This window comes from Acidimicrobiales bacterium (genome assembly GCA_022452035.1).
In the GTDB taxonomy this organism is placed as follows: Bacteria; Actinomycetota; Acidimicrobiia; order Acidimicrobiales; family MedAcidi-G1; genus UBA9410.
Genome location: JAKURV010000006.1, coordinates 1 through 14,153 on the forward strand (window position 1 = coordinate 1; position 14,153 = coordinate 14,153).

The 14,153-nt window shown below is 65.1% G+C and carries 13 protein-coding genes; 9 read left to right on the forward strand and 4 right to left on the reverse strand.

Annotated elements, in window-relative coordinates; all coding sequences use genetic code 11:
* On the reverse strand, window positions 1–571 hold a 571-nt coding region (locus MK181_03400), incomplete at its 3' end, for a hypothetical protein (GenBank protein MCH2418840.1).
* A 125-nt stretch (window positions 572–696) separates the two neighbouring features.
* Here MK181_03400 and MK181_03405 point away from each other — a divergent pair.
* A complete protein-coding gene (locus MK181_03405; GenBank protein MCH2418841.1) occupies window positions 697–1,023 on the forward strand; it encodes a GYD domain-containing protein in 327 nt (108 codons plus the stop codon).
* Between the two features lie 93 nt (window positions 1,024–1,116).
* Here MK181_03405 and MK181_03410 read toward each other — a convergent pair whose 3' ends face one another.
* Window positions 1,117–2,028: a carbon-nitrogen hydrolase family protein gene (locus MK181_03410; GenBank protein MCH2418842.1), complete on the reverse strand. Its 912-nt coding sequence runs from the start codon at window positions 2,026–2,028 to the stop codon at window positions 1,117–1,119.
* Between the two features lie 44 nt (window positions 2,029–2,072).
* Entirely contained in the window at window positions 2,073–3,581 is a 1,509-nt protein-coding gene (locus MK181_03415; GenBank protein MCH2418843.1) for an NAD(P)/FAD-dependent oxidoreductase, read from the reverse strand.
* Between the two features lie 138 nt (window positions 3,582–3,719).
* On the opposite strand from MK181_03415, the gene cysD reads away from it, so the two are divergent.
* From cysD to MK181_03455, 8 genes are all read left to right on the forward strand, one after another.
* Window positions 3,720–4,652 carry a sulfate adenylyltransferase subunit CysD gene (gene cysD, locus MK181_03420; protein MCH2418844.1) on the forward strand — a complete coding sequence of 311 codons (933 nt, stop codon included), beginning with the start codon at window positions 3,720–3,722 and terminating at the stop codon, window positions 4,650–4,652.
* Window positions 4,652–6,571 carry a sulfate adenylyltransferase subunit CysN gene (gene cysN, locus MK181_03425; GenBank protein MCH2418845.1) on the forward strand — a complete coding sequence of 640 codons (1,920 nt, stop codon included), beginning with the start codon at window positions 4,652–4,654 and terminating at the stop codon, window positions 6,569–6,571. The genes cysD and cysN overlap by 1 nt, the downstream gene beginning before the upstream one ends.
* Window positions 6,564–7,151: an adenylyl-sulfate kinase gene (gene cysC, locus MK181_03430; GenBank protein ID MCH2418846.1), complete on the forward strand. Its 588-nt coding sequence runs from the start codon at window positions 6,564–6,566 to the stop codon at window positions 7,149–7,151. Before cysN ends, cysC begins: the two co-directional genes overlap by 8 nt.
* A gap of 131 nt (window positions 7,152–7,282) precedes the next feature.
* The gene (locus MK181_03435; protein ID MCH2418847.1) at window positions 7,283–9,316 is read left to right on the forward strand and encodes an NADH:flavin oxidoreductase; all 2,034 of its coding nucleotides are present in this window, start codon (window positions 7,283–7,285) and stop codon (window positions 9,314–9,316) included.
* Window positions 9,317–9,362: 46 nt separating this feature from the next.
* A complete protein-coding gene (locus MK181_03440; protein ID MCH2418848.1) occupies window positions 9,363–10,250 on the forward strand; it encodes a phytanoyl-CoA dioxygenase family protein in 888 nt (295 codons plus the stop codon).
* Between the two features lie 92 nt (window positions 10,251–10,342).
* Window positions 10,343–11,026, forward strand: coding sequence for a hypothetical protein (locus MK181_03445; protein ID MCH2418849.1), 684 nt, complete (start codon window positions 10,343–10,345; stop codon window positions 11,024–11,026).
* On the forward strand, window positions 11,023–12,189 hold the full coding sequence (locus tag MK181_03450) for a Xaa-Pro peptidase family protein (protein ID MCH2418850.1): 1,167 nt from the start codon (window positions 11,023–11,025) through the stop codon (window positions 12,187–12,189). Before MK181_03445 ends, MK181_03450 begins: the two co-directional genes overlap by 4 nt.
* Before the next feature lie 9 nt (window positions 12,190–12,198).
* Window positions 12,199–13,146 (forward strand): hypothetical protein, encoded by a 948-nt coding sequence (locus MK181_03455; GenBank protein ID MCH2418851.1) that lies wholly within the window; start codon window positions 12,199–12,201, stop codon window positions 13,144–13,146.
* A gap of 22 nt (window positions 13,147–13,168) precedes the next feature.
* On the opposite strand, the gene MK181_03460 is transcribed toward MK181_03455, so the two are convergent.
* Window positions 13,169–14,089, reverse strand: coding sequence for an alpha/beta fold hydrolase (locus MK181_03460; GenBank protein MCH2418852.1), 921 nt, complete (start codon window positions 14,087–14,089; stop codon window positions 13,169–13,171).
* Window positions 14,090–14,153 lie beyond the last annotated feature (64 nt).

A 14,153-nucleotide genomic window follows, 5' to 3' on the forward strand; every position in this document is an offset into this window, starting at 1 on the left:
CGGTACCGCCGGCTGTGGACCGGACACCTCCGACAAGGAGAGCGGAGACCAAGCCAGTGCCGAGTATTAATCCGGCCAGCAGACGCAAGCCGCCTTCCGGACCGGCTGAGTCGATACGCGCCTCGAGGACGACGGCGGCCGTTGCCGCGCCGAGGGCATAAGCCGCGGTGACCAAACCCAGAGCCCAGCCCCGCCGGTCAGGTGTCGCCTCAGCTGACCGCTGAAGGGCGAAGGCGTAGCCCAGCCCATTGGCGCCCCCGAAGACGATTCCGTAGCCGACGACCAGGCCAGTGAAAGACGACGCTTCGGCAGCCAGCAGGAGGCCGCCGGCCGCACCGACAGCAGCAATCGTGGCAACGAGCGCTCCGGGGAGGTGCCGAAACAGGGGGTGCCCGACTAGGACGACCACAGTGAGGCAGGCCAGGGCCACTGAGTAAACGGCGCTCATTGCCCCCCGGCCCACGTCGAGGTTGGTTTCGAGTGGCATCACGAACAGGCTCCAGGCGTGGATGGTGCCAAGGGCTCCGCTGAGGAACACGCAACCGGTCAGCGGGCGGACTCCGGAGGGCACGGGGGGAACGCTAACGGGAGTCCAGACCGGAGCCGGGAGCCTGTTCTGGCCGCCAGTCAGCAGTATGTGGTGAGATGGCCACACGGCGGTGACCTCCGCCGAACACGGCGGAAGGGGAATGAACGATGCCGCACTACCTGATTCAAGGTTCTTATACAGCAGATGGCGCCCAGGGCCTTCTGGCCGAGGGGGGAACCGCCCGTATTACCGAGGCCACCGGGCTGATCGAGGCCCTCGGTGGCACGTTGGAATGTCTCTACTTCATCTGGGGAAGCGACGACATCATTGGGGTAACCGAGATGCCCGACGACGCCTCGGCAGCCGCCGCAAGCCTGGCCGTGTCAGCCAGCGGCAAGGTGGGAGTTCGAATCACGCCCCTTATTTCCCCGAGCGAGATCGACGCCGCAGCCGACAAGGCAGGAGAGTTGTCTTACCGACCCCCGGGGGGCTGAACCGCCGAGTGTGAGTTGCGGTTAGTCAGCGCCAGCTGGGTCACCAGGAAAGGATCCGGGTCGGCTCGTCCGGGCAATCGAACAGAGACTGGCTCAGGGAGCGAGGCGGTTTCGGTTGACTTCTAGGCGCAGGACATCTGGACGGCCGTAGTGGCCGACAGGGTCGAAATTCTGTCGGTGGCGACGGACGTCAGCCAGGTCCAGGTCGGCCCACACGATGCCCTGCTCGTCGTGGACCGGTTCAACAATCCATTCTCCATCCGGACCGGCAATGCAAGTCCCGCCGTTGTGGTACCGCTCACCATCCGGCAACTGGTCCTTTAGTGGGAAATCGTCCGGCAGGTCCTCTGAGCAATAGGGGGCTCCGACGCTGACCACGAACAGCCTTCCCTCGCGGGCGATGAAGCGGGTGATGTCCCGGGTCAGGCCGACCGAACCAGGCCAGGCCGCAACGTGAACCTCTGAGCCGGCGCCGTACATGGCCGTCCGGGCGAGCGGCATCCAGTTCTCCCAGCAGTTGAGGCCGGTGATCGTGGCGCCCCGATGCCGATGGGCTACAAGGCCAGCGCCATCACCGTCGGCCCACACCAGTCGCTCACCGTAGGTGGGCTTGAGCTTTCGGTGGACCCCAACCACCCCCTCGACAGGGTCGATGGCCACCAGCGAGCAGTAGACAGATCCCCCCGACATCGAACGCTCCACTATGCCCACGTAGGCAAACGCATCGGCCTCCCGGACGGCTTCGACCACGGTGGCGAACTCGGGGCCGTTCACCTCCACTGCTTGGTCTACATAGCGGGCGTAGGCCTCCTGCTGGTCTGGGTCCTCCCAGGCCGAAGCATTCGTCCGATCAACCCAGACCGGGTAGCCGGGAACGAAGACCTCCGGGAAGGCCACCAGGTCGGCGTTTCCAGCGCCGGCCTCGGCGATCCGGTCTACGACCAGCCCGATAGAGGCCGACCGGTCAAGGAAGGCAGGTGAGACCTGGACAGCAGCGACACGCACAAGCCCAGTCTGCGGCAGGAGGCACCGTCGAGGCCTTGTCGGGCCTACCGGGACTCGACAAATTCCCGATTGGGGGAACTGAACTCCATGACGTCATCGGCAATGGTTTCTCGGCGAATCATCTTCACGTCCCGGCTGTAGTCCTGGGTGTGTAGCCACGGGGCGCGGTCTCCCTGACGAGGGAGGAGGTGCAAGGTGCGTTTCATGTACCCGGCTGGGAAGCCGTCGATCCAGGGACGTTGCGGCATGTCAAGGTCCGAGGGGCGTAGACGAGGCGTGCAGGTGGTAGCTCCCACGTCGGCCATATGGCTTAGTAGCCGACAGACGTACTCCGCCGTTAGGTCAGCCTTCAGGGTCCACGAGGCGTTGACATACCCGAAAGTAGACACGAGGTTCGGAACGTCCGAGTAGGCGAGCCCCTTGTAGGTCCAAGAGCGGGCGAAATCGACCGGTTCGCCGTCGACTTCGAAGCCGATCTCGCCCAGGGTGACCAAGTTCAGACCAGTGGCCGTCACGATGACGTCGGCCTCCAACTCGGCGCCGGACCGCAGCCGGATGCCCGCCTCGGTGAACGTGTCGATGTGGTCAGTGACCACAGAGGCACTTCCCGACCGGATGGACCCGAACAGGTCCCCGTCCGGGAGGAGGCACAGACGTTGATCCCACGGGTTGTACGACGGGGTGAAGTGGGTGGCTACGTCGTAGTCGGGGCCAAGACCCTGTCGGACACCACCAAGCAAGAGGCGCTTGACCTTGTCGGGATCGGTCCGGGTCTTCCGGTAGACGAGGCCCTGTCGGAAGACGTTCTTGCGTCTGGTCAGAGCGTAGGCCCACTTCTCGGGGAGGATCCGCCGTAACCGGTTGGCGAAGAGGTCGTGCGACGGACGGGCCACCACGTAGGTGGGGGAGCGCTGCAGCATCGTGACGTGGGCCGCCCGTTCGGCCATGGCCGGCACGAGGGTCATGGCCGTTGCCCCGGACCCAATGACCAGGACACGCTTGCCCGCGTAGTCGAGGTCCTCGGGCCAGGCCTGGGGGTGCACAATCTCCCCGCCGAACCGGTCTCGACCCGGGAATGTTGGAAGGTGACCCTCGCGGTAGCTGTAGTAGCCGGAGCACATGAACAGAAATCCACAAGTCAGCGTTGTGGTCTCGCCGGTGGCGGCAAGTGTGGCGGTGACCGTCCAACGAGCCGAGTCGCTCGACCACTCGGCCCGTGATACGAGATGGCCGAAACGGATGTGACGCTCCAGGTCGTGCTCGGCCACGGTCTCGCGGAGGTAATCCATGATGGCCGGGCCACCGGCGATCGACCGGGCGTCCTTCCAGGGCTTGAAGCTGAAGCCGAGGGTGTGCATATCAGAGTCCGATCGGACCCCGGGATAGCGGAACAAGTCCCATGTTCCACCAATGTCGCCGCGCCCCTCCAAGATGGTGAACGACGCCCACGGGCACTTGTTTTGAAGGTGGTAGCCGGCGCCGATTCCAGAGATCCCAGCGCCGACGACCAAAACGTCGACGTGCTCGGGGCTGGCGGAGACCGGGCTGGACATCGCTGGGACCCTAGGGACGAGCAGCGAAGGGGGCCAATCCCCGGTACCGGGCCGTCATGGCGACCGGGTCGATATGGCGAGATTCCCACGGGCCTCGGCTCCGTCAGCTACCGGTAGTGGCTCGTAGGCTCGCCAGGAATGGACCGCCGGACCACGACGCTCCCCCCGGAGCTCCGCCTAACCCACCTCCGCCAACTTGAGGCCGAGGGCATCCACATCCTCCGCGAGGTAGTGGCCCAGTTTGAGCGGCCAGTGATGCTCTACTCCATCGGCAAGGACTCGTCGGTCCTGCTGCACCTAGCCCGCAAGGCGTTCTACCCCGGCCGGATCCCGTTCCCGCTCCTCCACGTCGACACCACGTGGAAGTTCCAGGAGATGATCGCTTTCCGGGACCGCATGGCCGACGAGCTCGGCTTCGACCTGGTGGTCCACTCCAACCCTGAAGGGGTGGAGCAGGGGATCAACCCGTTCGACCACGGCTCGAAGAACTACACCGACATCATGAAAACCCAGGCCCTCCGACAGGCCTTAGACGCCGGCAGATACGACGCCGCATTCGGCGGGGCCCGCCGGGACGAGGAGAGGTCCCGGGCCAAGGAGCGGGTCTTCAGCTTTCGGGACCGCAACCACCGCTGGGACCCGAAAAACCAACGACCCGAACTCTGGAACCTCTACAACGGCCGGGTCGACCGCGGTGAGAGCATCCGAGTCTTTCCGATCAGCAACTGGACTGAACTCGACGTGTGGCAGTACATCCACCTCGAGGAGATCCCCATTGTCCCGCTGTACCGAGCAGCTATCCGACCAGTCGTAGAGCGGAACGGGACCCTGATCATGGTCGACGATGACCGCTTCCGATTCGCCGATGGCGAGGAGTTCCAAAAGAGGTCTGTGCGGTTTCGGACCTTGGGTTGCTACCCGCTGTCCGGGGCGGTCGAGTCAACAGCTACCACGTTGCCCGAGATCATCCAGGAGATGCTTCTGGCCACCCGATCGGAACGCGAGGGGCGAGTCATCGACCACGACCAGGTCGGGTCGATGGAGGAGAAGAAGCGCGAGGGGTACTTCTGATGCCTTACGACTCGGACCTCATCACCACCGACATCGACGCCTACCTGGCCGAACATGAGAACAAGGGCCTACTACGCCTTCTGACCTGTGGAAGTGTCGACGACGGCAAGTCGACCCTCATCGGTCGCCTGCTGCACGATTCCCAGTTGATCTACGAAGACCAGATGGCGGACCTGGAGGCCGACTCGGCAACTATGGGATCAGCCGGTGAACGTGTCGACCTGGCGTTGCTGATGGACGGCCTAAAGGCCGAGCGGGAGCAAGGCATCACCATCGACGTCGCCTACCGGTACTTCTCTACGTCACGTCGAAAGTTCATCATTGCCGATACCCCTGGCCACGAGCAGTACACGCGAAACATGGTCACCGGAGCGTCGACTTGCGAGCTGGCGGTGGTCCTCGTCGACGCCCGGCACGGCGTAGTCGAACAGACCCGCCGGCACAGCTTCATTGTCAGCCTGCTGGGCATCAGAGACGTGGTGGTGGCCGTCAACAAGATGGACCTGGTGGGCTGGTCGGAGGAGGCCTTCGACGACATCCGGAACTGCTATCAGAAACTTGCCGCCGACCTCGATCTAGCCGACCCGTACTTCCTGCCCATGTCGGCCCTGCTGGGCGACAACGTGGTCGACACCGGGCACAACCTCAACTGGTTCGACGGGCCTCCCCTAATGCAGTACTTGGAAACCGTTGACGTCGCCACCGGCGTGGACCTGAACCACCTACGCCTGCCCGTCCAGATGGTGCTGCGTCCCGACCAGGACTTCCGCGGTTTCGCAGGGACCGTAGCCTCCGGGGTGCTGCGCCCGGGCGACGAGGTGGTGGCGTTGCCGTCAGGTACGCGGTCCACAGTGGAGCGAATTGTCACCTTCGACGGCGACCTCGAGGTGGCCGGTCCGGGACGGGCCGTGACGGTGACCCTGGCCGACGAGATCGACGTCAGCCGCGGCGACCTCTTAGTGGGCGGCGACGATTCACCCAACCGAGCACACGAGGTCGACGCCACCATTGTGTGGATGGACACCGAGCCAATGGAACCCGGCCGGCAGTACCTTCTGCGGTCGGCCACCGGTCAGAGCAATGCGTCGGTGACCTCCATCCGTCACCGGGTCGACGTCAATACGCTGGCCGAGCGGCCGGCAGCGGCCCTGGGGCTTAATGACATTGCCCGGTGCGCGATCAGTACCGACCGAGAGCTCCTGTTCGACCCGTATGACACGAATCGACGGACAGGATCGTTCGTACTAGTGGACCGGCTGTCCAATGCCACGGTGGGTGCCGGAATGGTCATTGAGGCCTCCTCCGGATGGGATCGGCAACCCGACGCTGGTCTTGTCCGACACGCATCGGAGATCTCCTCGGACGAGCGGTCGGCTCGCTTCGGCCAGCACCCCTGCACCGTCTTGCTGACAGGGCTCACAGCGGCTGGGAAGTCGACCATTGCCACCAGCCTGGAACGGCGACTCTTCGACCAGGGGAGGGCCACTATCCGTCTGGACGGCGAAAACGTACGCCTCGGCATCAGCCGGGATCTCGGGTTCAGCGCACAAGAACGCTCTGAGAACCTTCGCCGGGTGGCCGAGGTGGCCCGCCTGGTCAACAACCAGGGCCTCATCGCTGTGGCGGCTCTCGTTGCACCTAAGGAGGACATCCGGGCCCGGGCCCGGAACCTGATCGGGTCTGACCGGTTCGTTGAAGTGTTCGTGGATACCCCACTGGAGGTCTGTCGGGAACGCGACCCCCATGGCCTGTACGAGGCTGCCGAGAGAGGCGAGATCCCGCAGTTCCCCGGTGTATCGGCCACCTACGACCAGCCGACCGACATGGACCTTCGAGTCGATACCACGACCCAGAGCGTGGACGACTGCGTGGACGCCATCCTGAGCCTGCTAAACGAACGGGGGTTTCTCCGTGGATGAGCCGACAGCGACCAACATTGTCCGAGCCGAGGGGCTTGTGGGCCCCGTCGAGCGGTTTGCCGTCCTCGGCCAGGATGGCCACACGGTCTGGTTTACCGGGTTGTCCGGCTCAGGCAAGTCCACCCTGGCCTTCGCCCTGGAGGAGGCCCTCCTGACACGGGCAAGAGCGGCCTACGTTCTAGATGGCGACAATGTGCGCTTCGGGCTAAACCGTGACCTCGGCTTCTCGCCGGAGGACCGAACGGAGAATGTGCGGCGGATCGGCGAGGTTTGCCGGCTGTTCCAGGACGCCGGACTTATTGTTCTCACGGCATTCATCTCCCCCTACCGAGCCGACCGGAGCGCCGTCCGGGACCTCCACCCCGAAGGCGCCTTCACCGAGGTGTTCGTGGACACCCCACTGGAGGTGTGTGAGGAACGGGACGTCAAGGGCCTGTACGCCCGGGCCCGGGCCGGCGACATCACAGAGTTCAGTGGAATCTCGGCCCCCTACGAGCCGCCGGTCGACCCTGATGTCCGGATCGACACGTCCCGTCCGCTGGAGGAATGCGTGGCCATCCTCCTCGACCGCCTGACCTAAGCCCGGCGAGGTTCGTGTTGATCGAGCAGATCGTCTCGCAGGAGCCGGTCCCGCTCGCCCACCGGCTCGCCGTCGGCTAGACCATCGAAGGACCGGCTACCACCGGCCGTTCTGGAAGGACACCGAGGACCGTGACCGACCCGCTGCTGGAGCCGTTCGACCTGGGTGGCCTGCGGCTGCGCAACCGGGTGTTCTCCAGCAGCCACTCGCCCGGTTACAACGTCGACGGTACGCCCAGCGACCGGTACGTCCGATACCACGAGGAGAAAGCAAAGGGTGGTATCGGCCTGACAATGATCGGCGGGTCGTCGAACGTGTCACGTGATTCGGCGTCGCTCTGGGGTCAACTGGACTTCGGATCGGAATCCATCGTGGCGCCCCTGGCTGACATGGTGGACCGGATCCACGGGCACGGCACAGCAATCATGTGCCAACTCACCCACATGGGACGGCGCAACGTTTCCAACGACGGCGACTGGCTACCGACCATTGCTCCGTCACCGATCCGGGAGCCCATGCACCGCTTCTGGCCCAAGGAGATGGAGCGCTCCGATATTCGGCGGGTGGTGACCGACTTCGCCTCAGCCGCCCGGCGTGCCGGTGAAGCGGGCCTAGACGGGATTGAGTTGCTGGCCACCAGCCACCTACTGGACCAGTTCTGGACACCGTTGGTGAACCGGCGCACCGACGAGTACGGCGGCAGCATGGCCAACCGGCTTCGGTTTACCTTCGAGGTTCTGGAGGCCGTCCGGGCGTCGGTAGGGGACCGTTTGCTGGTTGGTTTACGGATGATCGGCGACGAGGACCTGGTGGGAGGCCTAGATCGGGACGACTGCTGTGAGATAGCAGTCAGCCTGGCCACATCGGGCCTCCTGGACTTCCTGAACGTGGCCGGGCCGGCCCTTTCCACCGAAGCCGGACTGGCCAGGGCCATACCGCCGGCCGGTACGCCACTCATGCCTTACCTGCCGGTGGCGACTGCCATCAGAGAGGCCGTGGACCTACCGATCCTGCACGCCACCCGAATCACCGACGTTGCGTCAGCCCGGCACGCCATTGTCGAAGAGTTGGTCGACCTGGTTGGAATGACTCGGGCCCATCTGGCTGATCCTCACCTGGTAGCCAAACTGGAACGGGGTGACGGGGACCGCATCAGGGTGTGCGTCGGTGCCGCCTACTGCATCAACCGGCTCCACCTGGGGTTGGACTCGGTCTGCGTCCAGAACCCCGCCACCGGTCGGGAGGCCTCGGTTCCGCAGCTGGTGGTCCGATCAGACGGGCCCCGTAAACGGGTTGTCGTGGTGGGCGCCGGACCCGGGGGCCTTGAGGCGGCACGTACCTGCGCTGAGCGAGGACACGAGGTGGTGCTCTTCGAGGCCCAAGACCGCGTGGGAGGTCAGATGGCTCTGGCAGCCCGAGCCGGGGAGCGCCAACGGGAGGTAGCCAGTCTCGTTGACTGGCTGGAGGCCGAAGTCGGCCACGCCGGGGTTGACGTCCGCCTATCGACCCCCGTCGGACTAGACGAGGTACTGGCCGAGGGAGCGGACGTCGTCGTGGTGGCCACCGGCGGTCTGCCCGACACGTCATACCTAGAGGCGGGGGAGAACCTCGTCTACACCTCCTGGGATGTCCTGGCTGGTCGCGCCCGACCAGCCGGTCGAGTACTGGTCTACGACGACCACGGGGCGGAGCGGGGACTGGCCGTGGTGGAATACCTGGCCGGCCGCGACCTAACCACACTGGAGGTGGTTACCCCCGACCGTCACGTTGGCTACGACTTGGCCACCCCTCTCGGCCCCACCTACCTGAGGATGCTCTACGGCCACGGGGTGCTTCTCACCCCCGACCATCGGCTGACCCGTGTCAAGGAAGCCAGCAACGGCCTACAGGTCACGTTGTGCAACGAGTACACGCGGGACGAGACGTTCCGAGAGGTGGACGCCGTAGTGGTCGAACACGGCGTGGTTCCCGACACGACCCTGTACGAGGCCCTCCGCGACGGGTCGGCCAACGAGGGTGTCGTGGACATCGACGCCCTGCTGGCCGGTGAACCACAGCCCGTTCCCTCCACGGGCTACGCGCTGTACCGGGTGGGCGACGCAGTGGCTAGCCGCGACGTCGCCTCGGCCCTCCTCGACGCCCGGCGCCTCCTCCAGACCGTCTGAATTGCGACGGTCGGCAACTGCAGGACATTCCGTCCAGGCCCGAACCGTGGCAGGATCCGCAGCCGTGGAAGTGCTATCCGACGAACAGGTGGAGACGTTCTGGCGGGAAGGGTTCGTCCTCCTACCCGAGGCCGTGCTGCCCGATGACTTAGCTGCTCTCCAACAGACCGTGGTCGATTGGGTAGAGGAGAGCCGGAGGCACACCGGCCCTTGGGGTACAACGATGGACGGTCGGCCTCGCTTCGACGTGGAACCAGGCCACAGTGCCGAACAGCCCGCTCTACGCCGGGTGGCTTCACCCCAAGAGGTGTGCGACGCCCACCTACGAGTAATGCGCGACAGCCCGCTGGTCGACGCGGCCGCACAACTTGTGGGCCCCAACCTGGCCGTCAACAACGTGAAGCTCAATACCAAACAACCCGGTGCTGGCACAAAGGTTGGTTTCCACCAGGACTTCGCCTACGAGGCGCACTCCAACGACGACATGCTTGCCGTACTGCTCTTCCTTGACGATGTCACGCCGGAGAACGGCCCCCCAGAGATGGTGCCAGGCAGTCATATTGGACCAATACACGACCACTGGCACGACGGGGTGTTCACCGGGACCATCTCTGACGAGGCCCTAGGCGGCCTAGCGCCCTCTGTGCTGTGCCACGGCCCGGCCGGTACGGCGTGCCTGATGCATACCCGGCTGGTGCACGGTTCGGCCCCCAACCTAAGCGACCAACCGAGGACGCTCTCGATCTTCAGTTACCGGTCCGAGGACAGCCACCTCCTGCACCCCAGCCACCTCCCAAGCGTCCACGACGGCGAGGTCGTCCGAGGACGGTCCACGGGCCGAATTCGCAGCGTGGCCTACGAGATGGCTGTGGCCGAGATGCCCTCTGGGGCGTCGTTTTTCGAACAGCAGGCACAAGAGGAGGGTGAACACTGAAGCCCGACCTGGAGGCTCTGCCATTCTCTGTCGACGAGGGTTTCGGACCCCGAGCCCGGATCGGCCTGGTCGTCCTGGAGGGCGACCAGACGGTGGAAGCCGAGCTCTCGTCGCTGTGGCCGGTCGGTGTGGCAGCATTTGCCACCCGAATTCCGATGGAGGATCGGGTCACAGCCGAGACGCTCCGGGCTATGGAGGACCGAATTCCGGCCGCCGCCAAGCTCTTGCCAACTGGGTTCGGGTTTGACGTCATCGGCTATGGCTGCACCTCGGCAGCCACGCTGATCGGCGAGGCTCGAGTCGACGCTGCCATCCGACGGGCCCATCCGGAGGCCCCGAACACCAACCCCATCACCGCGGCGGTTGCGGCGTTCGGGGCTTTGGAGGCGACCCGGATTGGGGTGGTGACGCCGTACAACGTCGAGGTGACGGGAGGGATCGTCGACCACCTTTCGGGCCAGGGGTTGGAGGTAACGAGAACCGGGTCCTTTCTGGAGGAAAGCGACCACACGGTGGCCCGCATCACCGAAGCCTCGGTAGCGGCCGGGGTCCGACAGATTGCCGGTGACGCTGCAGGCCTGGACGCCGTCTTCGTGTCATGCACGAGCCTCCGGCTGTTCGGCATCGCCGGCGCTCTCGAGGACGAGCTCGACATCCCCGTAGTGTCCAGCAACCTGGCCTTCGGCTGGCACCTCCTCCGCCTGGCCGGGATCGATGACCACCTGACTGGCCTCGGGAGCCTGTTTGGTCTTGCCCTGGACGGTGCGGCGTCGTGACTGACCGTGTGGAGCGGGGTTTCCCCGTCGAGGAGTTCGAGGAGCGAGCGGAGCGGGCCCAGCGGATGCTGGCAGACAGCGGGCTGGACGCCCTGCTGGTCTGTACCGAGCCGGAGGTCCGCTACTTCACCGGGTTCCATACGCCCTTCTGGCAGAGCCCCACCCGTCCCTGGTTCGTAGTGCTCCCGCTGAGTGGCCGGCCAATCGCGGTGATTCCCGGCATCGGCGCCTCGGCCATGGCCGGGACGTGGGTAGAGGACGTCCGGACGTGGCCCGCTCCTCGTCCGGACGACGACGGTCTAGCGCTACTGGCCGAGACCTTGGCCGAACACGCCGGCCCAGGGGGTCGAATCGGGCTTCCCATGGGCCCTGAGACTCACGTCAGGATGCCTCTGGCCGATCTGGACGCCCTACGAGAGGAGATCCGGCCGAAGGTGTTTGTGGACGCAACCCACGTGGTCCGCAGCCTCCGCATGGTGAAGTCGGAACGCGAGGTGGCCAAGGTCGCTCACATCTGCTCCGTGGTCTCCGATGGCTTCGAGGGCATTCCGACGCTCCTATCCGCGGAGATGACCGAACGCGAGGCTTTCGCTGCATTCCGGATGGATCTGCTTCGTCGGGGTGCCGACGAGGTCCCGTACCTCGTCGGTGCGACCGGCCCAGGCTTTGACGACATCATCAAGCAGCCCTCCGACAGGGTCATCGTCGATGGAGATTTGGTGATGTTCGACACCGGCTCCATATTCGATGGCTACTCCAGTGACTTTGACCGCTACTACGCCTTCGGCTGGGCCGACGATGGGGCCCGACGGGCCTACAAGACGGTATGGGAGGCCACTGAGGCGGGCCTGGCCACCGTGCGGCCGGGAGCCACGACCAGTGACCTCTGGCGGGCTATGGCCACCGTCCTGGATGCCGGCGGCTCACTTGGTAACTCGGTTGGGCGGATGGGCCACGGCCTAGGAATGCAGGTCACCGAGTGGCCGTCCAATACCGCCGACGATCAGACGGTGCTTGAAGAGGGAATGGTTCTCACCCTGGAGCCAGGGCTTACCTGGGCGCCGGGTCGAATGATGGTGCACGAAGAGAACCTGGTTGTTCGGGCCGAAGGCGCCGAACTGCTGTCCCGCCGAGCGCCCGCCGAACTACCGCTCATCAGTTGAGGGCCCGGCATGGTGACCGACGGCGTTCCCGTCGTATCCCTCGACCACCCAGAGGCCCTCGTGCGGGCGCTGTCCACCGTTGGGTTCGCAGCCGTTCGTAACCACGGTGTTCCGAAAACTGACCTGGCGGCCATGCGCCGCCTGCTCGTCGACCTGTTTGCCGTGGACGAGGAAGCTAAACGGCGCCAGGTCATCACTAGGGAGAACTATCGAGGATTCATCCCGTTACGGTTCTTCTCTCCGAACCGAGATACCACGGCTCCTCCGGACGCCTTCGAGGGCTACAAGCTCCACTGGGAGTGTCCGCCCGAACATCCGGTACGCGACGAGTGCGACCTGTACGGGTCGAACCGGTGGCCCGAACACATACCGGAGATGCCAGCCGTGGTGTCTTCTTGGTGGGCGTCGATGGACGTCGTTGCCGACCGTGTCACAACGGTGCTCGCCGACGCTGTCGGCATGGACCCAGGTGCACTGGCCATGGCCATGGAGGCACCGCTGACCAACACGACGCTGCTCCACTATCCAGAGCGTCGTCGCGACGACCCGGCCCCGGGGTTTCACCCCCACAAAGACATCACTGTGGTGACGATCCTTGATCCCGACCCCGTGGGCGGCCTGGAGGTCCGGGCGAGGGACCGGGGCTGGATGGAGGCCGAGTGTCCGCACGACGCCCTCCTAGTCAATGTGGGTGACCTGCTGGAGGTCTGGTCGGGTGGACGCCTGGCGTCGACGCCCCACCGGGTAACCAACCCGGATGGCGCCGCCCGGTACAGCGCACCGTTCTTCGTAGTACCCAATCACCGGACGGTGGTGCAGCCGCTGCTAGAACCGGTCGACGGTTTCGAGTGGCGGTCGGTGACGGTGGGGTACTCCCAGGCGGAAGTGTGGCGCACCAACTGGCCGGACGAGGAGCCCTCGGACTCCGACACGCACCTGGGTGGCGTGGAGAACTGACTGACCCCGAGCCTTAGGACGGTTACGGGTTGGCGTGGAGGAACCGGCGAATGTTGTCCACCAGGACACCGGGCGCGTCCTCTTGACAGAAGTGACCCACTCCGGGCATCTCCACTACCGGGGCGTCGGGCCACAGGGCGCGGAAGTCGGCGATGGCCCGGTCCGCTGGGATCGCCCCGTCCTCCATGCCCTCGAGGAGGATCGCCGGTTTCGCACACAGGTCGCCGATACCGACCGCCCCCGCGACCACGTAGTCCCGGATTCGGCCGAGGTAGGCATCGAGTGGGAATTCCAAGCCTCCGATAGCCGACTCCCGGTCCGGGAACGGGTCCGAGTAGGCCCGGATCCAGGTGTCGTCGACGGCCGCTGAGTTAGTGAAGCCAATGATCTTCATCACCGACAGAACGGTAGATCCAAGATTGAGTAGGACGTCCTCGGTGCGTCCCGACTCCAGCCCGCCACCGATCCACGTAAACCACCGGGACTCAGACATCGGTGTCACCGAGGCGTCGTCGACTCTCCCGTAGCCAGCCAGTGTGTTGGCGAACACAATTCGTTTGACCCGTTCGGGATGTCGCACCGTGTACGCCGTGGCAATAGGCCCACCCCAGTCCTGGCCTACGAACGTGATATCGGTCAGTCCCAGGTGCTCAATCAGTGCAGCAAGGTTCTCCGTGTGGGCCCGCAGCGTGTACTCCCGGTCCTGCGGGGTCTCCGACTTCCCGAAGCCCATGTGATCGGGCACGACCACACGGTTGTCCTCGGCCAGCGGCCCGATCATGTGCCGGTACAGGTATCCCCAGGTCGGCTCGCCGTGCAGACAAACGATCGGCTCGCCATCGCGCGGGCCTTCGTCCACGAAGTGCTGGACAAAGCCGTGGCCGTCAAACGTGTGCGCAGCAAACGGGAACGACCCGTCGTAGGTCTCATCGAGGGGGACCATTGGGACCTCCGAGGGTCAGGTGTGGCTCGGCCACGGGCCGAAGCGTCGCAGCCGATGTTGGCAG

Coding starts and splice junctions, on each gene's coding strand:
- MK181_03405 (MCH2418841.1), top strand. CDS start 697: ATGCCGCACTACCTGATTCAAGGTTCTTATACAGCAGATGGCGCCCAG.
- MK181_03415 (MCH2418843.1), bottom strand. CDS start 3,581: ATGTCCAGCCCGGTCTCCGCCAGCCCCGAGCACGTCGACGTTTTGGTC.
- cysD (MCH2418844.1), top strand. CDS start 3,720: ATGGACCGCCGGACCACGACGCTCCCCCCGGAGCTCCGCCTAACCCAC.
- cysN (MCH2418845.1), top strand. CDS start 4,652: ATGCCTTACGACTCGGACCTCATCACCACCGACATCGACGCCTACCTG.
- MK181_03455 (MCH2418851.1), top strand. CDS start 12,199: ATGGTGACCGACGGCGTTCCCGTCGTATCCCTCGACCACCCAGAGGCC.
- MK181_03460 (MCH2418852.1), bottom strand. CDS start 14,089: ATGGTCCCCCTCGATGAGACCTACGACGGGTCGTTCCCGTTTGCTGCG.